General features: G+C 69.2%; 23 protein-coding genes, 1 tRNA gene and 1 pseudogene. 15 read left to right on the plus strand and 10 right to left on the minus strand.

The window, feature by feature from the left end; all coding sequences use genetic code 11:
- Positions 1-821: phosphotransferase (locus KD1_RS03555; protein WP_157073144.1), on the minus strand; the 821-nt coding region annotated here is incomplete at its 3' end.
- Positions 822-853: 32 nt separating this feature from the next.
- Here KD1_RS03555 and nudC point away from each other — a divergent pair.
- From nudC to KD1_RS03570, 3 genes are all read left to right on the plus strand, one after another.
- Positions 854-1,819 carry an NAD(+) diphosphatase gene (gene nudC, locus KD1_RS03560; RefSeq protein WP_245627259.1) on the plus strand — a complete coding sequence of 322 codons (966 nt, stop codon included), beginning with the start codon at positions 854-856 and terminating at the stop codon, positions 1,817-1,819.
- Positions 1,816-3,939: an ATP-dependent DNA helicase UvrD2 gene (locus KD1_RS03565; RefSeq protein ID WP_068397631.1), complete on the plus strand. Its 2,124-nt coding sequence runs from the start codon at positions 1,816-1,818 to the stop codon at positions 3,937-3,939. The genes nudC and KD1_RS03565 overlap by 4 nt, the downstream gene beginning before the upstream one ends.
- A 460-nt stretch (positions 3,940-4,399) precedes the next feature.
- A complete protein-coding gene (locus tag KD1_RS03570) occupies positions 4,400-4,672 on the plus strand; it encodes a WhiB family transcriptional regulator (RefSeq protein WP_245627260.1) in 273 nt (90 codons plus the stop codon).
- A gap of 13 nt (positions 4,673-4,685) precedes the next feature.
- Here KD1_RS03570 and KD1_RS03575 read toward each other — a convergent pair whose 3' ends face one another.
- The gene (locus tag KD1_RS03575; protein WP_068397637.1) at positions 4,686-6,002 is read right to left on the minus strand and encodes an ABC1 kinase family protein; all 1,317 of its coding nucleotides are present in this window, start codon (positions 6,000-6,002) and stop codon (positions 4,686-4,688) included.
- Positions 5,999-6,901, minus strand: a complete 903-nt coding sequence (locus KD1_RS17140) for a hypothetical protein (RefSeq protein ID WP_068397640.1) — start codon at positions 6,899-6,901, stop codon at positions 5,999-6,001. The genes KD1_RS03575 and KD1_RS17140 overlap by 4 nt, the downstream gene beginning before the upstream one ends.
- 96 nt (positions 6,902-6,997) lie before the next feature.
- On the opposite strand from KD1_RS17140, the gene KD1_RS03585 reads away from it, so the two are divergent.
- Positions 6,998-7,549: a M48 metallopeptidase family protein gene (locus tag KD1_RS03585; protein ID WP_068397644.1), complete on the plus strand. Its 552-nt coding sequence runs from the start codon at positions 6,998-7,000 to the stop codon at positions 7,547-7,549.
- A gap of 7 nt (positions 7,550-7,556) precedes the next feature.
- Here the strand turns inward: KD1_RS03585 and KD1_RS03590 are convergent, their stop codons facing one another.
- Both KD1_RS03590 and KD1_RS03595 read right to left on the minus strand, forming a co-directional pair.
- On the minus strand, positions 7,557-8,117 hold the full coding sequence (locus KD1_RS03590; RefSeq protein WP_068397648.1) for an NUDIX domain-containing protein: 561 nt from the start codon (positions 8,115-8,117) through the stop codon (positions 7,557-7,559).
- Positions 8,114-9,577 carry a zinc-dependent metalloprotease gene (locus KD1_RS03595; RefSeq protein WP_068397651.1) on the minus strand — a complete coding sequence of 488 codons (1,464 nt, stop codon included), beginning with the start codon at positions 9,575-9,577 and terminating at the stop codon, positions 8,114-8,116. Before KD1_RS03595 ends, KD1_RS03590 begins: the two co-directional genes overlap by 4 nt.
- 159 nt (positions 9,578-9,736) lie before the next feature.
- On the opposite strand from KD1_RS03595, the gene KD1_RS03600 reads away from it, so the two are divergent.
- Entirely contained in the window at positions 9,737-10,822 is a 1,086-nt protein-coding gene (locus tag KD1_RS03600) for a YlbL family protein (protein WP_068397654.1), read from the plus strand.
- Positions 10,823-10,827: 5 nt separating this feature from the next.
- Here the strand turns inward: KD1_RS03600 and KD1_RS03605 are convergent, their stop codons facing one another.
- On the minus strand, positions 10,828-11,385 hold the full coding sequence (locus tag KD1_RS03605; protein ID WP_068397657.1) for a PPA1309 family protein: 558 nt from the start codon (positions 11,383-11,385) through the stop codon (positions 10,828-10,830).
- A 75-nt stretch (positions 11,386-11,460) separates the two neighbouring features.
- Between KD1_RS03605 and KD1_RS03610 the strand changes: the two genes are divergently transcribed.
- On the plus strand, positions 11,461-14,442 hold the full coding sequence (locus KD1_RS03610) for a UPF0182 family membrane protein (RefSeq protein ID WP_245627261.1): 2,982 nt from the start codon (positions 11,461-11,463) through the stop codon (positions 14,440-14,442).
- Between the two features lie 91 nt (positions 14,443-14,533).
- Positions 14,534-14,610, plus strand: a tRNA-Met gene (locus KD1_RS03615).
- 155 nt (positions 14,611-14,765) lie between these two features.
- Here the strand turns inward: KD1_RS03615 and KD1_RS03620 are convergent.
- Positions 14,766-14,984: a hypothetical protein gene (locus KD1_RS03620; RefSeq protein ID WP_068397662.1), complete on the minus strand. Its 219-nt coding sequence runs from the start codon at positions 14,982-14,984 to the stop codon at positions 14,766-14,768.
- A gap of 269 nt (positions 14,985-15,253) precedes the next feature.
- Here KD1_RS03620 and istA (KD1_RS03625) point away from each other — a divergent pair, with 269 nt between their 5' ends.
- Both istA (KD1_RS03625) and KD1_RS03630 read left to right on the plus strand, forming a co-directional pair.
- Positions 15,254-16,825: an IS21 family transposase gene (gene istA, locus KD1_RS03625; RefSeq protein ID WP_068397664.1), complete on the plus strand. Its 1,572-nt coding sequence runs from the start codon at positions 15,254-15,256 to the stop codon at positions 16,823-16,825.
- 190 nt (positions 16,826-17,015) lie between these two features.
- A complete protein-coding gene (locus KD1_RS03630) occupies positions 17,016-17,642 on the plus strand; it encodes an ATP-binding protein (RefSeq protein WP_281177575.1) in 627 nt (208 codons plus the stop codon).
- 110 nt (positions 17,643-17,752) lie between these two features.
- Here KD1_RS03630 and KD1_RS03635 read toward each other — a convergent pair whose 3' ends face one another.
- A complete protein-coding gene (locus KD1_RS03635) occupies positions 17,753-18,655 on the minus strand; it encodes an IS1249 family transposase (RefSeq protein ID WP_157073146.1) in 903 nt (300 codons plus the stop codon).
- Between the two features lie 270 nt (positions 18,656-18,925).
- On the opposite strand from KD1_RS03635, the gene KD1_RS03640 reads away from it, so the two are divergent.
- The 4 genes from KD1_RS03640 to KD1_RS03655 all read left to right on the plus strand — a co-directional run bounded on the left by KD1_RS03640 (position 18,926) and on the right by KD1_RS03655 (position 21,322).
- Positions 18,926-19,705, plus strand: a complete 780-nt coding sequence (locus KD1_RS03640; RefSeq protein ID WP_157073147.1) for a hypothetical protein — start codon at positions 18,926-18,928, stop codon at positions 19,703-19,705.
- A 153-nt stretch (positions 19,706-19,858) separates the two neighbouring features.
- On the plus strand, positions 19,859-20,191 hold the full coding sequence (locus KD1_RS03645) for a helix-turn-helix domain-containing protein (protein ID WP_169795329.1): 333 nt from the start codon (positions 19,859-19,861) through the stop codon (positions 20,189-20,191).
- Positions 20,181-20,867: a hypothetical protein gene (locus tag KD1_RS03650; RefSeq protein ID WP_068397678.1), complete on the plus strand. Its 687-nt coding sequence runs from the start codon at positions 20,181-20,183 to the stop codon at positions 20,865-20,867. Before KD1_RS03645 ends, KD1_RS03650 begins: the two co-directional genes overlap by 11 nt.
- Before the next feature lie 176 nt (positions 20,868-21,043).
- Complete coding sequence (locus KD1_RS03655; RefSeq protein ID WP_068397691.1) at positions 21,044-21,322, plus strand: hypothetical protein; 279 nt, start codon at positions 21,044-21,046, stop codon at positions 21,320-21,322.
- Here the strand turns inward: KD1_RS03655 and istA (KD1_RS03660) are convergent.
- Both istA (KD1_RS03660) and KD1_RS03665 read right to left on the minus strand, forming a co-directional pair.
- Positions 21,295-22,203: pseudogene (istA, locus tag KD1_RS03660) on the minus strand (IS21 family transposase); the annotation flags it as partial. The gene KD1_RS03655 and the pseudogene istA (KD1_RS03660) sit on opposite strands and share 28 nt — an antisense overlap.
- Before the next feature lie 110 nt (positions 22,204-22,313).
- Positions 22,314-22,607, minus strand: coding sequence for a helix-turn-helix domain-containing protein (locus tag KD1_RS03665; RefSeq protein WP_068397694.1), 294 nt, complete (start codon positions 22,605-22,607; stop codon positions 22,314-22,316).
- Positions 22,608-22,963: 356 nt separating this feature from the next.
- Between KD1_RS03665 and KD1_RS03670 the strand changes: the two genes are divergently transcribed.
- Together KD1_RS03670 and KD1_RS03675 are read left to right on the plus strand one after the other, a co-directional pair.
- Positions 22,964-23,485, plus strand: a complete 522-nt coding sequence (locus KD1_RS03670) for a helix-turn-helix transcriptional regulator (protein WP_068397697.1) — start codon at positions 22,964-22,966, stop codon at positions 23,483-23,485.
- Positions 23,485-23,667 (plus strand): hypothetical protein, encoded by a 183-nt coding sequence (locus tag KD1_RS03675; RefSeq protein WP_068397700.1) that lies wholly within the window; start codon positions 23,485-23,487, stop codon positions 23,665-23,667. The genes KD1_RS03670 and KD1_RS03675 overlap by 1 nt, the downstream gene beginning before the upstream one ends.
- Positions 23,668-23,694 lie beyond the last annotated feature (27 nt).

The raw sequence follows: 23,694 nt of genomic DNA on the forward strand, positions 1-23,694 counted from the left end.
GACATCTCGGCCGCCAGCGTCGCCCGCACCAGCAGGTTGCGGTCCGGGCGCTCGACCCGCGTGTGGGCGTACGCCTCCAGCGCGGCGTGCACCGCCTCGGTCGACGCATCCGCGACGAGCGCGGCGAAGTCGTCGGCGGGGTCACCGACACGGGCGTCCTCCCACCCGGTCAGTGCCTTGACCGTGCCGGTCGCGGCATCGTCCGGGTCGGTGAACGTGACGAGCACGTTCTCACTGCGCAGGCTCCCGTGAACCGGCACCGGGTGGTAGTGCCACAGGGCGGTGTCCTCGAGGGCGGCCTCCCACCGGGTCAGCAACGCCGCCGGGACGTGTCCGGTGGCGGCGGCCCGATCCAGGGCAGCCAGCCGACGTCGGCGGTAGTCGTCGGCGGGGTACGTCGACAGGCCGGCCTCCTCGGCCAGGGCAGGGTCGACGTTGTGCAGCGTGCCGATCGTGCGCCCGAGCTCGGCCGTGACGCCCGGCCCCGGCGGCAGAGCGGCGAAATCCAGCCGCTCGCCCGGCAGCAGGTGCGACACCGCAGCGCGGCCACCTTCCTTGAGGTCCACCCAGCCGCGGACCAGCGGGACGGCGAAGGGCACCCGTCGCGCCAACAGGGCGAGGTAGGTCGACGCCAGGTCCATCTGCCCGGCGAGGGCTTCGCTCCTCGGCGCGCGGATGACCCAGGTGCGGTCATCGGTGTCGGCGACGATGGCGGTGTCGAAACGATCGTCACCACCGAGGACGGTCTGCACCCCGACCGGGTCGAGGCCGGGGACAGCGGCGCTGGCCAGGGCAGCGAGGGCGAAGGGCGTGCGAGTCACAGTGACACGGTATGACGTCTAGGGTGATCACCGTGCGATCCACACCCGAGGCCTTCGACAACCTTCCCCTGCGCGGTAGCGTCCTGGACCGCAACGCCGCCCTGCGGGAGAACCCGGCGGCGCTGCGTGCGCTGTTCACCGCCGACACCACGCGCGTCGCGGCGATCCGTGACGGGCAGATGCGCGTGACCCAGTCCGATGGGCGTCCCGCCCTGCTCCACCGCGCTCCGGCCCCCGGTGACGTCGACCGACTGTGGTTCTATCTCGGGCGCGACCACGAGGAGCAGGACTGGATCGTGGTCTCCGACGCCGAGCCCACCCCGGCCGAGCCGGACCTGACCGGCACCGACACCGGTCTGCACGGCACGGACGCCGACGCCCCGTGGCACGACCTGCGCCTGATCGGCGCCAAGCTCGACACCCGTGACGCCGAGGTGTTCGTCACCGCCCTGGGCCTGCACAACTGGCACCAGGGCCACACCCACTGCAGTCGGTGCGGCGCGGCCACCGAACCCGACCGCGGGGGCTGGAGCCGCAACTGCCCGATCGATGCCAGCGCCCACTTCCCGCGCACCGATCCGGCCGTGATCATGTCGGTCGTCGACGCCGACGACCGGTTGCTCATCGCCCGTGGTGCCACCTGGCCCGAGGGACGATTCTCCGTATTGGCGGGCTTCGTCGAGCCCGGTGAGACGATGGCCCAGGCCGTGGCCCGCGAGGTGGCCGAGGAGGTCGGTATCGAGGTCACCGACGTCGAGTTCGTCGCCGACCAGCCGTGGCCGTTCCCCTCCAGCCTCATGCTCGGTTTCACCGCTCGGGCGACGAGCACGGACATCCACCTCATCGACGGCGAACTGGCCGAGGCCCGGTGGATCAGCCGCGACGAGGTCCCGGCGTTCGTCGCCGAGGGCCGGTGGGCCCCGCTGGGGCGGATGTCGATCGCCAGCCGTCTCATCGAGCATTGGTACGGGGGCCGTCTGCCCCGTGCGCCACGGTGATCCCCACTCCTGACGCCATCCTCGACGCGCTCGACCCGGAGCAGCGTGAGGTCGCCGCCCACCCGTCGGGCCCGATGGTCGTGCTCGCCGGTGCCGGGACGGGCAAGACCCGCGCGATCACCCACCGCATCGCCTACGGCGTGCTGTCGGGGGCGTACCACCCACAGCGGGTCCTGGCCGTGACGTTCACCGCTCGCGCGGCCGGGGAGATGCGCACCCGCCTGCGCGACCTGGGCGTCGGCGGGGTTCAGGCGCGCACGTTCCACGCCGCGGCGCTGCGCCAGCTGCACTATTTCTGGCCCAAGGCCATCGGCGGCGCCGCGCCCGAGGTGCTGGCGCACAAGGCTCCCGTGGTCGCCGAGACCGCCGGGCGTCTGCGGCTGCGACTGGACCGGTCCGAACTCCGCGACGTCGCCGCCGAGGTCGAGTGGGCCAAGGTCAACCTGCTCACCCCGGAGAGCTACCCCGCGGCCGTGCGGGCCGCGAACCGCGACATCCCGGTCATGGACGCCACCGCCATGGGGCGGCTCCTGTCCGTGTACGAGGACGTCAAACAGGAGCGCGGTGTCATCGACTTCGAGGACGTCCTCCTGCTCACCGTCGGGATCCTCGCTGAACGCGACGACATCGCCCGCGAGGTGCGTGACCAGTACCGCCACTTCGTCGTCGACGAGTACCAGGACGTCAACGCCCTCCAGCAGCGCCTGCTCGACCTGTGGCTCGGCGAGCGGCACGAGGTGTGCGTCGTCGGGGATCCCGCTCAGACGATCTACTCCTTCACCGGCGCGACGCCGCGGCACCTGCTGGAGTTCGGCTCGCACCAACCCGGCGCCCGCACCGTGCAGCTCGTGCGCAACTATCGCTCGTCCCTGCAGATCGTGGCGCTGGCCAACCGGGTCGTCTCCGGCCCGTCGGGCATGCCCCGCTCCGGCGCGGTCACCTTGCAGGCCCAACGCGGCCCGGGCCCGGCGCCGCGCCTGATCGCCCACGATGACGACGAGGCCGAGGCCGCCGGCATTGCCGACCTCGTCACCGGGTGGATCGACGCCGGCCGCCCGGCGTCGCAGATCGCCATCCTGTTCCGCACGAACGGGCAGTCCGAGGCCTTCGAGTCGGCGCTCGCGGCCCGCGGGGTGCCCTACCTCGTGCGTGGCGGAGAACGGTTCTTCTCCCGTCGCGAGGTGCGCGAGGCGATCGTGTTGTTGCGTGGGGCGGCGCGCTCGGACGACGGCAGCGTCGACCTGCCCACGCTGGTGCGCGACGTCATCCGCGGGACCGGGTGGAGCGAGACCGCCCCGACCGGCGGGGCGTCCCGCGAACGGTGGGAGTCGCTGCGGGCCCTGGTCGAGCTCGGCGCCTCGTTCGCCGCCGCGACCCCGACCGCCCGCCTGCCCGAGTTCATCCGCGAACTCGACGAACGCGCCTCCGCCCAGCATGCCCCGACCGTTGAGGGGGTGACGCTCGCGTCGCTGCACGCGGCCAAGGGGTTGGAGTGGGACGCCGTCGTGCTCGGCGGGGTCTCGGACGGGTTGCTGCCGATCACCATGGCCGAGACCGCCGAGCAGATCGAGGAGGAGCGCCGCCTGCTCTATGTCGGCGTCACCCGCGCCCGCGAGGAGTTGGTGCTGTCGTGGGCCCGGGCGCGCAATCCCGGGGGGCGGGCGAGTCGGCGGGTGTCCCGGTTCCTCGACACCGCCGCGTCGATCCTCGGTGAGGGGGCCCGGTCGCAGCCGAAGACCACCGCGCGCGTGCGCCGCGAGAGCTCGTCGAGCACGGTCAAGTCGCGCACCTGCCGCACCTGCGGAGCGACGTTGACCACCGCGGTGGAGAAGGGGCAGGGGCGCTGCACGAACTGCCCGGCGACGTACGACGAGGCGACGTTCGAGCGGCTGCGCCAGTGGCGCCTGGCCACGTCCAAGGCGCAGCAGTTGCCGGCGTTCGTGGTGTTCACCGACGCCACCCTCATCGCGATCGCCGAGACGACCCCCGAAGACCTGGCCGGGTTGAGCGTCATCTCCGGGATCGGGGCGCGCAAGCTCGACCAGTACGGCGCCGCGGTGCTCGAGGTCCTTCGCGGCGGGGACATCGACGACATCGTCGCGTCCCATACGCACACCTGACGTCACACACCCCCGCCGAGTGATGGTTTCGGGCCGCCTCAGGTCCCGTGAGGCGGCCCGAAACCATCACTCGGCGGGCAGGCCCACGCGCGCGGGAGGCGGGAGAATAAATGGGTTGCCGCGGTTTGCGCAGGCTCCTACAGTGGAGGGACGTCTTGTGCGGCGGCAACCGGGCCGCTGGGGGAGACCGGACAATGAGAGGAGGGCAGTCGTGATCACGTCAACGTTCAACTGGACGCACGCTGACATGCGATTCACCGCGGTCACGCCTGCCCGTCTGCGCCCGTGGTCTGTCGTCATTCCGACCGACTTTCTCGCGCCCTTTCGTCCCGTCCGCCTGATCCCGGTGGCTGTCACGCTGTAGCACCACACAGTTTGGCCACATGTGGAGGCCGCGGACCCCGACCGGGTTCGCGGCCTCCCTTGTTTCTGCTCGATCACTCCACATCCAGGAATGCAGATGTCCACATCAGTAGCAGTGACCCTGCTCGAAGCGTCATCCCCGCCGTGCCACACCGAAGATCCCGAACTCTGGTTCGCCGACACCCCCGACGGAGTCGAGTTCGCCAAGACCCTGTGCCAGACGTGCCCGCTGCAGAGTGACTGCCTGACCGGCGCGATCGAACGCCGCGAACCGTGGGGCGTGTGGGGCGGAGAACTGTTCGAGCGCGGGGTCGTCGTGGCGCGCAAGCGGCCGCGGGGTCGCCCGCGCAAACACCCCGTCCGGGTCTGAGGCGGCGGCGGGCTCAGCCCTGGGCGAACCCCGGCAGCCAGCGCTCCATCGGGTTCCACACGTCGACGTTCGCCTCGAGCTGGCACAGGATGCCGATGCCGCCGAGCCACGTGCGGTAGATCAGCAGGTACTCCGGCGGCAGGTTGAGCTGGAGGTGGACCTTGAACGTCGGTGACGTGAAGTCCTGGGCGTGCGCGCCCACCTGGCGCATCCACGCCCGGGTGAAGTGGAACTGGCGCGCGACGAGCGGCTCGATGAACGGCCTGATCGCCTCGAGCAGGAGTTCGGGGTCGGGGCGCTGGCTCGGCTTGATGAAGCCCTCGTCGCGCAACCCCTGCACGACGGTCTCGGCGCTGCCGTCCAGGGCCTGTCGCAGCAGGTGCCCGATCGGCTCCGGGAAGCCCTCGGGCAGCAGGTTCACCGCACCGAAGTCGATGACGCCCAACCGCCCGTCCGGGGTGATCCGGAAGTTGCCCGGGTGCGGATCGGCGTGCAGCACCCCGACCTCGACCGGCGCGAGCAGCAGGAACTCGTAGTACAGCTGCGCGGCCGCGTCGCGCACGGGCTGGTCGCCGGTGGCGATGACCGAGGCCAGCGAGACTCCGTCGACCCATTCGCTGACGAGGACCCGCGGCGAGTGGGCGAGCACCTCGGGCACGAAGTAGTCGGGGTGATCGCGGAAGCCGCGCTCGACGACCTTCTGGTGGTGCGCCTCGAGGGTGTAGTCGAGCTCCTCGGTCATGCGGGCCTGGAGTTCGCGGATGACCGGACCGATGTCCAGACCGGGCACCCACCCGGCGGTGATCCGCGCCAGCCGCCCGAGTTGCGCGAGGTCGGACTTCAGCGCCTCCTCGGCCCCCGGGTACTGCACCTTGACGGCGACCTCGCGGCCGTCGCGCCACACGGCCCGGTGCACCTGACCGATCGAGGCCGCAGCGGCGGGCCGGTCGTCGAACGAGAGGAACTTCGAGGAACGCCAGCGTGGCCCGAGTTCCTCGCTGAGGATGCGGTGCACGGCCTCGGCCCGCATCGGCGGGGCGCTCTCCTGCAGCCGGACGAGGGCCTCGCGCAGCGGAGCGGCGTACTCCTCGGGGAACGCCGCCTCCAGCACCGACAGCGATTGCCCGACCTTCATGGCCCCACCCTTGAGTTGGCCGAGCACGTCGAAGACCTGCTCGGCGAAGGCGCGTTGCGCGTCGGCATCGATCTTTGCGGCATCACCGCCGGCGACCTTGCGACCCCACCCAACGGCGCTCCGGCCCGCGAGGCCGAGCGGGATGGAGGCCAGCTTCGCGCTGCGGGACAGGCTGCTACGTGGGACATCGCTCACCCGGTCATTCTGCCCACCGAGGCTGGGAACGTCGCCCGGACTCGCCCGCAGGCCCGACACGACGGGTGCGCCGCCCAGTCGAGCCGCTCGATCTCGGGCCCGGGCAGGCGGATCTGCACCGCCGATCCCACGGCGACGAGCCCGTTTGTGGGGTCGCCGCGATCGAGCTGGGTGAGGACGGCCATGGCCGACAAACCGGTCACCAACGAGCGGAGCGCGGTGTCGCCCTGCACGCGTACCGCCGGACCGATCCCCGTGGGCGAGACCTGGGCACGCAGCCACGGCCAGCTCGGATCCAGGTCGGTGCGTGCCCACTCGACGCATTCCAGGCACGGGCCCACGCCGGGCACGACCACGGGCCCGACGATGGCCTGGGCGGAGCGCAGTGCGACCGGCAGATGGGCGACGTCGCGATCGCGCCACGGCCGGGCGCGGTCCGGGGGCACCGGGCCGGTGTCGGTGAGGACCACCAGATGCGGCAGCCTCGAGGTGGCGGCGAGGTGCGCATCGGCGCTGCCGGGGCCGTGGTCGACGTGCCCAACCCCGGCGTGGCGCAGGACATCGGCGAGCATGGCCGCGGCCGCGCCAGCGCCGTCGATGAGCACGTGGGCGCCGGCCCGGCCACGAGGCTCCGTGCCGGGCCACGGGTGGGTGAGCAGACCGTGCTCCTCGAGGAGGTCGAGCAGGGTGAGCGCGCGCCCGGCGGTGATCCCCTGCGCCCCCGCGGCGCTGAGGAGCGTGGTGCGGTCGCGGGTGCCGTCCATCAGCTCGAGCCAGCCGTGCTCCGCGTCGGTCACACCCTCGATGACGAGGGCATCCGGGGTGTCCAGACCCAACTGGACCGCACCGTCGGCGCGGCGCAACACGCGCAGGTGGGCAGGCAGGCAGGGGTTGGTCATCGTCTCTCCGCGGTTCGGGGTCAGGTCAGCGTGCCAGTGCCGTACCCCTGTGGATTGTCGATATCCACAGGCCCGTCGGCGGCGTAAGGTGCGGACATGCCCGGTGAAACCACGTCTGACCAGCAGGTGGAGATCCGTCGCAGTCGCCGCCGCCGTCGTACGGTCAGCGCCTACCGTGACGGTGACCGCACGGTCGTGCTCATCCCCGCCGGGCATTCCGCTGCCCAGGAGCGGGCATGGGTCGACGGCATGCTCGCCAAGCTCGCCGCCAAGGAGAAGAAGCGTCGACCCAGTGACGCCGATCTCGTCGAGCGAGCCGCGCACCTCTCCGCGACCTATCTCGGTGGGCTGGCCAAGCCGACGCAGGTGCGGTGGGTGACCAATCAGCGGTCACGGTGGGGGAGTTGCACGCCGCTGGAGGGCACGATCCGGCTGTCGAGCCGGTTGCAGGGCATGCCGACGTATGTCACCGACTACGTGCTGCTGCATGAACTGGCGCACCTGCTCGTGGCCGGGCACGGCGATGACTTCTGGGCGTTGCTGGCCGGTTACCCGCGGTTGGAGCGGGCGCGGGGGTTCCTCGCCGGGGTCACCCATGCCGAGCACTCCGGCTCCGAGGATCCCGACACCGCCAGCCACGTCGACTGACGACGGCTCAGCCCGCCAGAACCCGCCGGGCGGCCGCCACCAGTGCCGCGAGTTCCTCACTGCCGGAAGGGAGTTCATCGGCCGGCCACCAGGCGACATCGACCGACTCGGCACTGACCACCGGGGTCGCCGATCGGGCGGCCACCGCCGCGTAGCGCACGTCGAGGTGGGTGCGGCAGCGCCCGAACCCACCCGGCAGATCGTGCGCATCCAGGTGAACCGGGCCGGGCAGCATGGTCAACGCCGACGGAGCCTCGAGCCCGGACTCCTCGCGCGCCTCACGTTCGGCCGCGGCCGCCAGGGTCGCGTCCGGAGCTTCGAGGTGTCCGCCGAACTGGAACCAGCGCCGGGCCTTGGCGTGCAGGGTCAACAGCACGTGCTCACCGGCGGGGTCGATCACCAGGCACGACGCCGTCAGGTGAACCGGTGGGCCCGACTTGGCCACCGCGTCCGGGTGGGCCGCCAGGTGGTCCAGGTACCGCCGGGCCAGCGCGGCCTGGGCCGCGTCGGGAGCCCTCCACGCACGCAACTCCCGCACGGCGCTCGCGTGCAGGTCCGCGAAGTTCACGCGGGCGGGTCGGTGGGGGCGGTGCCGGCGCCGGTGCCGGTTTCGCCACCCTCGCCGCGCAGGATCTTGTCGAGTTCGGCGTCCATGTCGAGCGACTCCTGGCCCGGACCGGCCTGGACCCGCTCGACGTAGCCGAGCACGTCGTCGAGGTCGGCGGCTGTCGGGGCGACGTCGGGGTGGCCCCAGGCGGCGTCTCGCGACGACGCTCCGACCGCGTTCTCAAGTGCCGACCAGAGGTTCGCGGCGTCGCGCATGCGGCGTGGGCGCAGCTCCAACCCGACGAGGCTGGCCATGGCCTGCTCGGCCGGGCCGCCGGCCGCGCGCCGCCGCCGCATCATCTCGGCGAGCGCATCGGCGTGCGGCAGCTTGCCGTTCGTGGCGCGGGCGGTGACGACCTCGACCCACCCCTCGACCAGGGCCAGCCACGTCTCGAGCCGTGCCAGCGCCGCCTTCTGCGCCGCCGAGTGGTGCGGCGTGAAGAGCGAGCCCTTGAGCATCTCGCTGAGCCCCTCCGGGTCGGTCGGGTCGATGCGCTCGACCGCCGCCTCGATCGCGTCGGTGTCGATGGTGATGTCCCGGGCGTAGTCGCGCACCGACTGCAGGATCTGCGGGGCGATCCACGGCACGGCGGTGAAGAGGCGCTGGCGCGCCGACTCGCGCACGGCCAGGAAGATCCAGACCTCGTCGAGGTCGGCATCGAGCCCCTCGGCGAAGGCGGCGATGTTCGTCGGCAGGAGGACCAGGTCGCCGTCCTCGAGCAGGGGGAGGGACACCTCGGTGCCGGTGAGCGTCTCGGTGGCCAGGCCGCCGACGGCCTGCCCGAGCTGCATGGTGAACATCGACGTCGACATCTTCGCGATCATCGGTTTCATCTGGTTGAGCATCACCGACGGATCCAGGCCGGCGGGCACGCCCATCGCGGCCAACTCCTGCGGCGGCAGGTTGCCCAGACGTGACGTGAGCGCGTCGTTGAGGGCCTCGCCGACCCCGTCGGCAACCGGTTCGATGAGCTCGACCCACACCGGCATGGTCGCCTCGATCCACTCCGCGCGACTCCACGCCAAGCCGGTCAGGTTCGGGGCCTCGAGGGTGGTGACCTCGTCGAGCCACAGGCGCGCGACCGTGGCGGCCTGGTCGGCCAGGCGGGCGTCGTGGTCACCCATCGACCGGTCGCCGGATTCGCTGGCCAGCCGCCGGGCGAGGTCGGTGGCGACGTCCTCGTCGACCGCGGCCTCGCCGCCGCTGAACATCGACTGCATCTGCTGGGCCATCGAGCGGAGCATCGTCGGGTCGACGTTGTCTATGCCGAACGCCTTGAGCTGGTCGGCCAGGCCCGGGGGCAGATCGCGCCCACCGGTCAGGTCACGGAACACGTTGAGGATCTCCTCGGGCACGCCGCCGCTGTCACCGGGCTCGTCGGGCGTGCCGGAGTCGTCTGGGCGGTTCGGGAGGTCGGCCACGGGGCTCCACCTGTCTGTTGTTCCGTGATGGTCTGTTGATCCGGTTGGGCGTGCGCGAACGGCGATCCGCGCATGGGGGACAACACCCAAGCCTACGGCTGGAGTTCCCCGAGCCACAGGGTCAGGCATTCCCCAGCCACGCGCGGGTACGGTGTGCGAGTGAATTGGTACGAGCAGGCCTACTCCGAGGAGGGGCGTCGACGCCCCAGGTGGGGGGCCAGCGCGCTGCTGGTCATCGCGTTCATCGTCGTGGCGATCTCGGCGGTGCTGGCGGTCGTGCGCGTGCCGTACGTCGTCATGTCACCGGGGCCGGTCGCCGACACCCTCGGATCGCAGAATGGCCAGCCGCTCGTGTCGGTGTCCGGGGCGAAGACCTACCCGACCGAGGGACACCTGTGGTTCACCACCGTCAACGTCCTGGGCGGGCCGCAGCGGCACATCACCGGGTGGGAGGCGTTGCGGGCCGCGGCCGACCCGAACGCCGACCTGCTGCCCGAGGACCAGGTCTTCCCGCCCGGCACGACCGACCAGCAGATCGAGCAGCAGAACGCCGACGAGATGGTCGGTTCGCAGGAGGCCGCCGTGGCGGTCGCCCTGCGCTCGGCCGGCAAGACCGTCAAGGAGGCGATCCAGGTCGCCGGGGTCTCGGACCTCAGTCCGGGCAAGGGCAAGATCCACGCCGGAGACGTGCTCACCGCCGTCGACGGCACCAAGGTCTCGACGGTGCAGAACGCGGTCGCGGCGATCCGCAAGCGCAACGTCGGCGACCCGGCGGCGATCACGGTACGCCGCGACGACCAGGTGTTGTCGTTCACGCTGAAGACGGTCGACGTCCAGGGCAAACCGGCCGTGGGGCTGCTGCTGCAACCGAAGTACACCTTCCCGTTCACGGTCAAGATCGATGCCGGTCAGGTCGGTGGTCCGTCGGCCGGGATGATGTTCTCCTTGGCCGTGCGCGACCTCGTCACGCCCGGCGCGATGACCGGCGGTCAACCCATCGCCGGCACCGGCACGATCTCGGACGGCGGCGAGGTCGGCCCGATCGGGGGCATCCGGTTCAAGCTCGTCGGGGCGCGGCGGGCCGGAGCGTCGTGGTTCCTCGCGCCGAAGGGCAATTGCGGGGAGGTCGTCAACAACATTCCCGACGGGTTGCACGTCGTGGCGGTGACGACGCATGCCGAGGCGGCGCACGCCGTCGAGCAGATCGCCGCAGGCAAGGGAGCGTCGTTGCCCGGCTGCAGCTGAGCGCGCTAGTCCTCGAACGTCATCCGCAGCGCGTGGACCAGCCCGGGGGCGATGTTCTCGCCGCGCGCGACGCGGTCGTCACGGTCGTGGTCACGCTGGCGCAGCAGGCACGTGGCCCGACCGTCGCGATGCACGGCGACGAGCAGCCGCACGTCACGGCGATCCGGGTGGGCGGCGAGGGCATCGACGGCCTGATCCTTGCCGGCCGGGAGGTCGTGTTCGGCATCCGGTGGCACGATGATCCGTTCGACCGCGAGTGCGGCACCGAGCACCGACTCGGGCCAGGCAATGCGAGCCAGCATCGATTCGAGGTCGCTCGTCGGCGGCAGGCCCTCCTGCTCGATCGCGGTCAGGGCGCCGGGGAGCACGTCCTCCAACGACGCTCCGGCACGCAGGTGCGGTTCACGCTCGAGGAGGTCGGCGGAGGCGACCAGGGCGAACAGGCGTGGGTTCTGGTCCCACCCCGAGGCGGCGACATGCCGTTCGGTTTCGAGGGCGACGAGGTCGAGGGAGTCGGTCACGGGTTGCACGGCGGGTTCGGACACCGACCCATCGTGCCTCATCTGTCAGGAAGCGTGTATAGGGTTGCTCACTCCGGACGGCCTGCCCGGCCGCTCCACCCCTGAGGAAGGATCCTGGTGAGCGAGAACGTGTGGCCGCGCGGCCCACAACCGAGCCGGCCGACACCGCCGACGGCCAGCGCGCCCCGGCGCGGCTCCGGTTGGCGGTGGTTGATCGTCGCCGTCGTGGTCATTGCGGTGCTCTTCCAACTCGTCGGGATGTGGACCGAGTACCTTTGGTTCGACTCGGTGGGCTTCACCTCGGTGTGGACGACGACGATGGGCACTCGCTTGGGGTTGTTCGTGGTCGGGGCGGCGCTGACCGGCGGAGCGGTGTGGAGCAGCCTGGTCATCGCGCACCGCTCGCGTCCGTTGCTCGTGCCGATGACCCCCGGCGAGGTGGCGCTGCAGCAGTACCGTACGGCGATCGAGCCGATGCGCCGGCTGCTGACGATCGGGCTGGTGGTGCTGTTCGCGCTCATGGGTGGAGCCGCGGCGGCGGGTCAGTGGGAGTCTCTCCTCCTCCTGCTCAACCGGCAGCCGTTCGGGCAGACCGACCCGCAGTTCGGCCTCGACATCGGGTTTTACGTCTTCACGTTGCCGTTCCTGCTGTTCCTCGTCGGGTTCCTGACCATGGTGTTCGTGCTGGCGCTCATCGCCGCGGCCGTGGGGCACTACATCTACGGCGGTCTGCAGTTGCCCAAGCGGGGCCCGTCGACGGCGACGGCGATCGTGCACATCTCCGTGTTGGGTGCCCTGTTGGCCCTCATGCGCGGAGCGTCGTACTGGCTCGACCGGTATGCCCAGACGGCCCGCGAGACCTCGCTGCTCACCGGTGTCGACTACACCGCGGCCAACGCGGTGCTGCCGACCAAGGCGATCCTGGCGATCGCGGCGCTCATGTGCGCGGCGCTGTTCCTGTCGGCGATCTGGACCAAGTCCTGGCGCCTGCCGATCCTGGCCACCGCGCTCCTCATCGTGTTGTCGGTGCTCGTCGGATCGGTGTACCCGGCGGTGATCCAGGCCGTGCGGGTGACGCCGTCGGCCAAGACCCTGCAGGCGCCGTACCTGGCCAACAACATCGCCGCCACCCGGGCCGCGTTTGCGGTCGATGACGTCAAGGTCATCCCGTACAACGCCGACCGCGCAACGACGAAGCAGTTGCGCACCGATTCGGAGAACATGCCGAGCGTGCGCCTGATGGACCCCAACGTCATCTCGCCGAGCTTCCGGCAGCACGAGGCGCGGCAGCAGTACTACGTCTTCCCCGAGACCCTGGACGTCGACCGCTACTCGAACCTCTCGCGCGCCGGCACGGGCGCGCAGCCGGGCACGGCGGCCGGGCGCACCAGCGGTGACGTCGTCGTCGCCGTACGCGAGTTGAGCCTGGACGGGATCCCGGACGCGAACGAGTCGTGGCTCAAGGCGCACACGGTGTACACGCACGGGTACGGGCTCGTGGCCGCGCATGGCAACCAGCGCACCTCCAACGGCGATCCGGTGTTCATCGACACCAGTGCCAAGGGCCCGCTCGGGGAGTTCGAGCCGCGGATCTACTTCGGTGAGCTCTCGCCGAGTTACTCGGTCGTCGGCGCTCCGGAAGGGGCCGCGCCGAGCGAGTTCGACGCGCCCGACGACGAGGGGCGCGGTGGTCAGCGGCAGAACACCTACGGCGGTATCGGCGGAGTGCCGATCGGCTCGTTCCCGCGTCGCGTCGCCTATGCGATGAAGTACCGCGAGCCGATGTTCCTGCTCTCGAACGCGGTGAACTCGGAGTCGCGGATCCTCGACCACCGGTCGCCGAAGGAGCGGGTGCAGAAGGTCGCGCCGTGGCTGACGCTCGATGGGAACACCTACCCGAGCGTCGTCGACGGGCGGGTGCAGTGGATCGTCGATGGGTACACCACGACGGCGCGGTACCCGAACTCGCGGCTGGTCGACATGCAGCAGGTGACGTCGGACTCGACGACCGCGGCGTCGCGGACCGTGCAGTCCTCCGCCGGTGGGCGGGTCAACTACATCCGCAACTCGGTCAAGGCCACGGTCGACGCGTACGACGGCACGGTGAAGCTGTACGCGTGGGACACCGAGGACCCGATCCTCAAGGCCTGGAGTTCGGCGTTCGACGGGACGGTGCTGCCGCTGTCGGACATCAAGGGCACGCTGATGCGTCACCTGCGCTACCCCCAGGACCTGTTCAAGGCGCAGCGGCAGATCCTGTCGCAGTACCACGTCACCGACCCGGGCTCGTTCTTCGACGAGACCGACTTCTGGGAGGTGCCGAAGGACCCGACGCACAGCTCGAACTCGCAGCCGCCGTACTACCAGTCGCTGGCGATGCCCGACCAGGACAGTGCGTCGTTCTCGCTGAGCAGCCTGTTCATCCCGTTCGGTGGCAACTCGAACCTCCTGCGCGGGTATCTCGCGGCGGAGGCGGATGCCGGGTCTGAGGATGGGGTGAAGGGCGAGGGGTACGGGCAGTTGCGGCTGTTGGAGCTGTCGCGCCAGTCGAGCGTGAAGGCGCCCGGGCAGGTGCAGCAGGAGATCGAGACGTCGTCGGAGCGTTCCCAGGACGAGAGCCAGCCGCTGGCGCTGACGCAGTACATCCGCAACGGCGAGGAACGCCTGGTTCGAGGGAACCTGCTGACGCTGCCGGTCGGGGACGGGCTGCTCTATGTCGAGCCGCTGTATCTGCGGGCGAGCGAGTCGAGCGGGTCGTTCCCGCAGAACAAGCAGGTCGTCGCGGTGTTCGGTGACAAGTTGGCGTGGGCGGAGACGCTCGACGCGGCGCTGGCGGGGTTGACCGGGCAGGCGCCGCCGGCCACGGGTGGGACTGGAGGCACGGGTGGTACGGGCGGAACTGGAGGTACGGGTGGGACCGGCTCGGCCGCACTGCGCTCCGCTTTGAAGGATGCTCAGGATGCCTATGCCGAGGGTCAGGCGGCCCTGCGCAAGGGTGACTTCTCGGGCTACGACGCGGCCCAGAAGAAGCTCAAGGCCGCGATCGACCGGGCCGTGCGGGCGGCGCCCCAGGGCGGTTCGGTGAAGCTCTCGAAGTGATGGGCGGAGCGGCGTCGGGCCCGGGTGTGGTCCGGCGTCGCCTCGCTCGATTTGAGTCCCACGCGCCGTTCACCTATAGTTAACTCAGCGACGCGGGGTGGAGCAGTTCGGTAGCTCGCCGGGCTCATAACCCGGAGGTCGCAGGTTCAAATCCTGCCCCCGCTACCAATGTCCTGAGTCGCGACATCGTTGACACGGTGTCGCGGCTCAGGACTTTTTTTGTAGGTTCGCGTGGGTTGTCGTGGGTGTCGCGACTCATCGGGTCAACGATCACTCGGGGGTTCAGGGTTATAGGTCAGAAAGTGTGTCTGCTCTCGGGTGTGTCATGAGCGGCCTGCCCATCCGCGGCGGTGCCAGAGGCCTTCGTCGGCGCTGAGGCCGGTGTCGTAGCCGGCGGGGCCGATCGGTTCCTCGATGTGCTGGTGCTTCTCGGCGGGCTTCTGTTCGGGGTGGGTGGGGATCAGGCTGACCGCGGGCGGTGCCGCGGCGGCGTGGGCGTGGAGCCACCACTCGATCGCGCGTCGTTGGTGGTGTTCGGGCATCCCGCGGTGACGCGCGCAGGAGGTCACGCAGTCCGGCGTTCACGCCGCCCTCGATCCAGTTCGTGGTCGAGGAGTGTCGGCGGCCACGAGAAACTGCCCGGAGACGGCCACGAAGCTGCCCGTTGGCGGTCATGAGAACTGCCCGCTGACGGTCATGGGATCTGCCCGACACGACGTCGTCTGCCTGGCTGCCTTGCGCGGCTGAGGCCCCTTCCTCGGGTGCGATGAGCGGTGCTGATGCGCCCTATCGCTCCCGAGGAAGGGATGAGTTGAAGTCTGCCGAGGAGATCATGGAAATCCTGAATGCCTACGACCTGACCGGGTCGTTGCGCGATGCCGGTGAGTTGGCCGGATGCTCCCACCACACGGTGAAGCACTACGTGGAGCGCCGTGCCGCCGGCGGCGAAGTGGACCGGGCCGCTGCCCGGCCGCAGCTGATCGACGATTACCTGCCGAAGGTCGAGGAGTGGGTCGAGCGCAGCCTGGGCAAGGTCCGCGCCGACGTGGCCCACGAGAAGCTCGTGGCGCTGGGGTACACAGGTTCGGAGCGTACGACCCGACGAGCGGTCGCCGCGGTCAAGAAGGCCTACCGCGCCGGGCATGTGCGGGTGCACCGGCCGTGGGTGACCGAGCTGGGGATGTGGCTGCAGTACGACTACGGCGACGGCCCGGTTGTCGACGGCGTCAAGACCGTGTTGTTCGTGGCCTGGCTGGCCTGGTCCCGGTTCCGGGTCGTGCTCCCGATTCGCGACAAGACGATGCCGTCGGTGTTCGCCGCACTGGACGTGACGTTCCGACGGCTGGGTGGGGTGCCGACCTACGTGCTGACCGACAACGAGAAGACCGTCACGACCGAGCACATCGCCGGGATCCCGGTCAGGAATCCGCAGCTGGTGGCGTTCGCCGAGCACTACTCGGTGACGGTGCACACCTGTGTTCCGGCTGATCCGGCGTCCAAGGGCGGCACCGAGGCGTCGGTGAAGATCAGCAAGGCCGACCTCGTCCCCAAGGACACCAACCTGCTCGAGGAGTACGCGACGTTCGCCGAGCTCGAGGCTGCGTGCGAGGCGTTCTGCGAGAAGGTCAACACCAGAGCGCACCGGATCACGAAGCGGCCCCCGGTCGAGATGCTCGCCGAGGAACGCCTCCGGCTGCACCCGGTCGCGTTGAGTCCGCACACGGTCGCGTTCGGCACCACCCGGCAGGTCCCGGTCAACACGCCGATGGTGACCTTCGAGTCCGGCCAGTACTCGGTCCCGCACCAGCTACTCGGTCAGACGGTATGGGTGCGCACCTACGGTGTCGGCGCCGATGAACAGGTCGTCCTCGTCCACGTCGGCGAGGACGGTCCGGTCGAGGTCGCTCGCCACCACCGGGCCACGCCCGGCACGCCGAGGATCGATGACGATCACTTCCCGCCCCAGCCCGAGGGGCCGTTGGACCGCCGACCCCGCGCACGAAACGCCGCCGAGGCTGAGTTCCTCGACCTGGGCGAGGGTGCCCGGCTGTGGCTCATCGAGGCCGCCGCAGCAGGAACCACCAAGATGCGCGTCAAGATGGCCGAAGCCCTCGCGCTGGCCAAGCTGTTCGACCCCGTCGAGGTCGACTGGGCACTGGGCCACGCCGCGGTGCACGGCCGGTTCGCCGAGGCCGACCTGTCCTCGATCCTCGACCACCACCACGGTCGGGGAGCCCGCCAGCCCGGTGCCGGTGAGCACCGGGCGAGTGAGGATCGCTCGCTGACCCAGGGCACCAGTGCGTGGGCACGACTCGGCCAACAGGTCGGCCAACAGGTCGGCCCACAGGTCGGCCAGCGTGACGAGGACGAGGTGATCCGATGACGACGAGAGCGGCAACCGTGTCGACCGGGTCCGCGCCACCGCTGCCGACGGAGTTGGAGGACCTGTTGCGCCGGTTGCGGCTGCCGCACATCCGTCGCCACGCCCCCGAGGTCGTCGCGACCGCGAAGGCCCAACGCTGGGAACCCGCCGAGGTACTCAAGGCGTTGTTCGCCGAGGAGTACTCAAGGCGTTGTTCGCCGAGGAGGTCGCCGGCCGGGAACGCTCCGCACTCGCGACCAGACGAGCAGCGGCGGGGTTCCCGACCGGGAAGACCTTCGATGCCTGGCAGCCCGAGGTCTCCTCGATCCCAGCACCAACCCAGCAGGCACTACGCACCCTGGAGTGGGTGCACCGGCGAGAGAACCTCGTCGTGTGCGGACCGTCCGGGACCGGGAAGACGTTCCTACTCGAGGCACTCGGCCAACAAGCCGTCGAGGAAGGGCTGAAGGTCGCCTGGTTCACCCTGGAACACCTCGGCGTCCTGCTACGCCGGCATCGCGCCGACGACACCGTGACGAAAGCCATCGCCCGAGTGCTGCGTGCCGACCTGGTCATCGTGGATGACATCGGGCTCTTGCCGGTCGGGGCCGATGCCGCCGAGGGGCTCTACCGGCTCGTCGACGCCGCCTACGAGAAACGCTCGGTCGCGATCAGCTCGAACCTGCACCCCTCCGGGTTCGACGAACTCATGCCCAAGACGCTGGCCACCGCCACCGTCGACAGGCTGCTGCACCACGCCCACGTCTGCCAGACCACAGGTGAGTCAGTCCGACTCACCCAAGCACTCGCCGGCCAAGGGGTGAGCCCCTTGAGCTGAGCCCCGGGCCGGTGGTGGCCGCAGCCCCTCTTGGGCAGATCCCATGGCCACCAGCGGGCAGATCTCGTGGCCGTCAGCGGGCAGGTCTCATGTCCGCCACTGGGCAGTTCCTACTGTCCCTTGACAGAGGAGATCCCCAGCCCCTTGTGGGCAGGGTCGAGGTAGGTGAACAGATGCTCGTTGCGGACGAGTTTCTCGAGGAGTCGGTAGGCCTTGCGGAGTCGTTCGTGGGTGTACCACCAGCTCTTGCCGGGACGGACCCACTCGGGCACTGTCCGGGTGCCGGTGAGTTGGTGGCGGTAGGTCCGCTCGCGGGTCAGGTGCCCGTAGAGCGTGTGCCAGTCGTTGAACTGCTGCAGCCAGGCAACGGCGTCCTCGGCGGTGTCGATCCGGGTGAGCTTCTTCGCCAGCCCCCACAGCGCTTTGCCTGCTTCGGTGCGGGGCCTGGTGGTCAGGTGGGTCCGCACGTTGCGTTGCACGTGGACCAGACAGCGTTGGACCTTGGTGTCATGCCATGCCTCGGCCACCGCGGGCAGGAGTCCAGATCCGCCGTCGCACACGACCACTCGTGGTGGCGGGACTTGTTCGAGCAGGACCTTCCACGCGACGGTCTTCTCCCGATCGCACCACTGCCAGGCGATGACCTTGCCGCGATGCAGCGCAATGAGGCAGCACCAGTTCGAGGACAGGTAGATCCCGTCGATCTGGATCTCGTCGTAGATCTCACCGGTCACGGTGATCGTTGGTTCGACCAGCCAGCACCATGCCGTGCGTCGGCGGAAGGTTCGAGCAGAGCCGGGTGCTGCCGCGGCTTGTCCGGTGGGGCCCAGGAGCCAGTCAATGAACCCGTTGAGTTCGCGCCGCCGGGTCAGGTCGGGGCGGCGTTTGACCGACGAGGCGCCACAGGTGGTGCAGCGCCATCTGGTCTTGCCCGCAGTGGTCTGGCCGTTGCGTTTCAGGCGGCCGCCGCATAGCTCGCAGGTGCCCGGATGTCCATCACCACGGCCAGTCATACCCTCATCGGAAAGACTGAGCCGCGGAATGCCGTGCTGACCTGCCGGAACACCATCCAGCCGGACACACTTTTTGGCCTATAGCCCCGAAAGACCGAAGGGGCGGTATCGCAAGGTCGGACACGATTCCGGCGCGCCGATGGGCGAACGTTGGTCGCCGACATGGTGGCTGGGAGCGAGCTGCTTCGCGCACGTCCGCAGCCCGACGCTGATGGGGCGCCCTGGCGGGCACGGTTGGAGCAAGTCTCGAGGCTGTGGGGAGACGGCTGGGTGCTCCGGCAGGCCGTCGCGCTAGTTCCCATTGCGCTGGATCTCGACGCGATTGCACGCGTGGTCGTGAAGGCGGACCCGACGCTGGCCGCGGTGCTGCGCGGCGAGAGCGAGATGCGCGGCAACCGCAAGAAGGTCGACTGGTGGCGCCAACAGTGGGGCGCGACAACGAACGACTTCGAGAAGCGCTGTTGGCTGTTCCGAATCCTCACCGCCGCACAGACTCAGGCCGTACTGGACCTCGGTGCAGAGATTGACTCGGCCACGGCTGGATTGAACCCGAAGCACTACCGGGCAATGGAAGCCGCGGTTCAAGCGTTTCAGCAGTCTTTTCTCGCCCGCAAGCTCGTGCTGCATGAGGCATTCCGACGCGCCCTGGTGACGTACTCGGGACGCACACTGTGGTTGCTTCGTTTGGTCTCGACAGAGGGGTCAATCGAGCAGATTGACAAGAAGTTGCAGGGCACCTTCGCTGAACTGCAGGCTCCCGGAATGGGCGATCAGCGACCGCTCATGCGCGCGCTCGGGAATCGCAAGACTATCCCTATCAACTCCCTGGAGAACGCCCGTGGCGTGCTGCCCGCCGGAGGCTGGGCCGATTGGGTCAAGCTCGGAGCCATGAACGGAGCGACAGCGAAGCGCGTCCTCGAACACCCCGAAGCCTGGCCGCTGGAAGTCGCGGACCACGCCATCCAGCAGTCTGCTGCACAACTCGCCAAACTATCGCCCGTCAGTGAGTTGGCAGTGCGGTATCGCTGGTTCGTCCCTGCGGACGGGTAGGGGTCGACCTCGCAAGCCGCGCAAACGAGGACGCCACCCGCGGTCCGGTCAGCGCCGATGGACCAACGATTCGCTCGCAGCCCGAGCGCTGACAGCCTTATCTGCTGATCAGATAACAGAATGCAACTGCTCAGGCTGGGGTATGCTGGCGTTATGAGGAACGCACTGCGGGTTGACCCGGCCGATATGTCGCCGAGCACTTGGGATGAGATCAAGGACTACATCGCCGCTGCTGAGGCAGCCGGTGAGGTCGTCGAGATCACCTCTCGCCTGGAGTTGCTCACCCCTGCGCAGGCAGCCGCCCGGCTGGGCATTTCCCGCGCCACCGTCGCCCGGCGCATCGAATCCGGCGACATCCACGCCATCAAGGTCGGCTCCCACCACAAGATCCCACTGCGTGAGTTCGAGCGGTTCCGCGACGAGCGCATGGCCAAGTTGATCCGCGCGACCAGCGAGGAGATCGAAGCCGACCTGTATGGCGCGTAGCACCCGAACGATCTTCCTCGATGCCAACGTCCTGGCAGCCCCCGTTACCCGCACCCTGCTGCTGGTCGGCATCGAGCCCATCGACATCGTGGCGACCTGGAGTCAGCACGCCGAGGCCGAGGCCAACAGGCACCTGCGGTCCCGCGCCATGTCGGTCACCGACCTGCGCACGACCATCTTGGAGTCCGACCTCTCACCGACCGGTGAGAACCCGTCCAGGTTCGTCGGCACCAAGGGTGCCGACCGGCAGATCCTCGCGGACGCGATCGCAGCCGAGGCGGCGTTCCTGATCACGACCGACGTCGACGACTTCGCCGAGGCCGACCTGGTGTCCGAGAAGGTCGCTGCCGTGAACCCCGACCTTTTCATGGCGTCGCGATTCACCGCAGAGGCGTACCAGCGCGCCCTGATCCAGCTCGTCACCAGTCTGAGAAACCCGCCGAAGACCGTCGCGCAGATGCACACCCTCATCGGCCGCAAGCACCCACGCCTCCACCACCGGTTCACTGCGCTCTACCCCGACGGCGCACGGGACACGTCGCTGGAGCAGGAGCCGCGCGTGCTCTACCGCGGCGCGCGATGCATCATTTGCGGACGAACAGTCAAAGACCCCGGCCGTCTGACCTCAGGAAGCCACCCGGCCTGTCTCGCTCGGCTGGCGCCACCGACCCCCTGAACCACCCGATATCGCAACGAACTGTCGGACCGATGTTGGAGGATGGTGAGCAAGACAAGGCACTCGTCCGGGAAGACCGGCCGCGATCGCACCACTCCGGGGCGCTGCGCGTTCGCCCGTCGTTCTGCCGATAGCCTTGCGGCGGTGACCGCAGAACAGGACTGGGAGGAAGCGACGTGTTGCTGACGCCCAACTGGCTTGAGTGGTATCACCTGCGGCACCAGCAGGAGTGCTTCAAGTCGGGGGCGGCCTTCGAGGACTACGCCACCAGCGTCCTGGGTCGGTTTCACGAGGACTTCACGAACCCCGCTCCCGCCGGGACGCTTGGCGATGGAGGTTGCGACGGACTTGCCGATGCTGGGCAGGTTCTCTATGCGTGCTACGGACAGCGGCCCGACCGGAACGCAGAACGCGAGACTCAAGCGAAGCTCGCATCCGACTTTGTGCGCGGCTGAGACTCGTGGACGCGACTGGCGATGGCGGCCTTGAGGTCGGGCAGCGTCGCGAACCGTTCATCACGTAGGTCCGCGATGATCCGCATCGTGACGTGCCACACGGTGTTCTCCATACTCGCCTTGTCCTTGGCCTTGCGGACCCGACCCGGCAGCACCGCGGCCGAGTAGTGGCCAGCCATCTCCCGGTAGGCGTCGTTGAGCACGATCTCACCGTCGCGGGGATGTTTGATCACCCCGGTCTTCAGGTTGTCCGGCACGATCCGTGGCACCGAACCACCGAAGGCTTCGAACATCGCCACATGCGCCCGCAGCCAGGTGTCCTGCTTCATGTCCAGGGTCGGCTCCACGAACGCGTACCTACTGAACGGCAGACACCCCACGAACATGTACACCGTCGTGGTGGTACCGCTGATCGGGTCGGTCAACGCCATCGTCGGGCCGGACCAGTCAACCTCGACCGTCTGGGCGGCCTTGTGCCCCACCTGGGATGCGACCCCGGTGACCAGCACATGCCGCTGGTAGGTCCGGCAGAACCGGTCGTAACCCATCGCCGGCTCACCAGCGGCAGCCCGCGAGTCGGTGTACTCACCATGCAGCAACTTCAACGTCACCCCGACCCGGGCCATCTCCTTGTGCACCTGGTCCCAGTCGGGCTGCGCGAAGACGCTCTGGTGCTCACCACGTCCGGGGAACAACAGCGCGTACACCTCACCCTCCGGGCGTTGCGCGACGTCATCCCAACCGATGCCGGCCGTGTCCGCGGCCTCCAGCACCGCCGTGATGCTCTTGCGCGACATCCCCTGCGAGGCTGCGATCGCTCGCCCCGACAGGCCCTCGGCGCGCAACTGCAGCACCAACTTCGCCTTGATCTTCCGTACCATTGACAGTCCGCTCCTTCCGCCGTGCGCCCTATACGCGCACGGCGGAAGGAGCCTAAAAACGGTGGCCCCCAACCACGCCACCACCGGCCCCCACGACCACTAGCAACCGATCACACCGCCGGCCCCCCGACACCCCGACAGCGGACCCCAGTAAGGCCAATATTCAACTGGTGCTGGCGCAGCTCGACGATCCGCTCACGCACCGCGTCAACGGTCTTGCCCGGCTGTGAGTGCGGCGCGCGGCTACGTGGCGCCAGCCCGTCGGGTCCGTCGGCCTCGTAGCGGCGTAGGAGGGTGTAGACCCACTGGCGGGTGACACCGAAACGGGCGGCAACGTGGGCTGCGGGCATTTCCTGATTGACCACGGACCGGACGATCACCACGTTCTTGTCTCGAGACGTCATGACCGATCGTCGAGGCCGCAGCGGTGTCACCGATGTCGCGACTCACCGGTCAACGATCACCGCCGCGAATGTGTCAACGATGCCCCGACTCACCTGTCAACCATCAGCGCCACCAGCCGCCTGCCCACCTGTCAACGATGTGGTGCACTCAGACACTGCACCTGCCACCAGTGCGATGTCTCAAGACATCACGAAGGACCGAACCCACAGATGTGGGTTCGGTCCTTCTTCGTTCAGCGGGTGGGGCCGGGTGGGCGTCCGGTGCCTGGGTGGCGCTTGGATGTGTCGAGGACGAGTGCGCGGATCAGCTTGCCGGTGAGAGTTGGCGTACGTATCTGATCGGATACGTTGGTGATGTGAGTTCTGGGAACATACTCGAAGAGGCCCGCGAAGCCGCGGGCCTCTCGCGGGCTGCCTTGGCGCTCCGGGCCGGGACGTCCCGGCCCACGCTCTCGGCGTACGAGCACGAGCGGAAGTCGCCCACTCTGGCGACGGCGGCCCGGATCGTCGCCGCGGCTGGATTCGACCTCGCCATTACCCCACGAATCGAATTCCGAGAAGGGGCGACCGACCGTGGCCGCTCGATTCAGGTGCCCAACGTGTTGCCCAGGTTGCCGATCGATCAGGCACTCGCCACGGTGGAGCTTCCGCTGCACCTGAACTGGTCTGACCGAGGCCGCCGCTATGACCTTCGTGATCGCCGTCAACGCGCCCGCGTGTACGAGATCGTCCTGCGCGAGGGCGGACCACAGGATGTCCTCGCCTACATCGACGGAGCCCTGCTCGTCGACCTGTGGGAGGACCTCGTGCTACCCACCACGGTCCGCGCGGCATGGCAGCCGATGGTGGCCGGTCAGAGCGCGGGGCAGGTCGCCTGATGGAACGCCCCGAACAGCTCAGCAACCTCAAGGTGCTCGCACAGATGGTCCGGGCCCTCAACCGTTTCGAGGACCACGAGATCCCGTCGCGGCGGATCAACTCGCAGATCTTCGGTGCGCAGACTGGGCCAGCGAGCACGCTTAGACCGGCGACGACCGGTGCGTCACATCACCCGCAGTGACTCGGATTGAGTACGTCCACCGGCGGC

Source organism: Kribbia dieselivorans NBRC 106261 (genome assembly GCF_001552435.1).
GTDB lineage: Bacteria > Actinomycetota > Actinomycetes > Actinomycetales > Dermatophilaceae > Kribbia > Kribbia dieselivorans.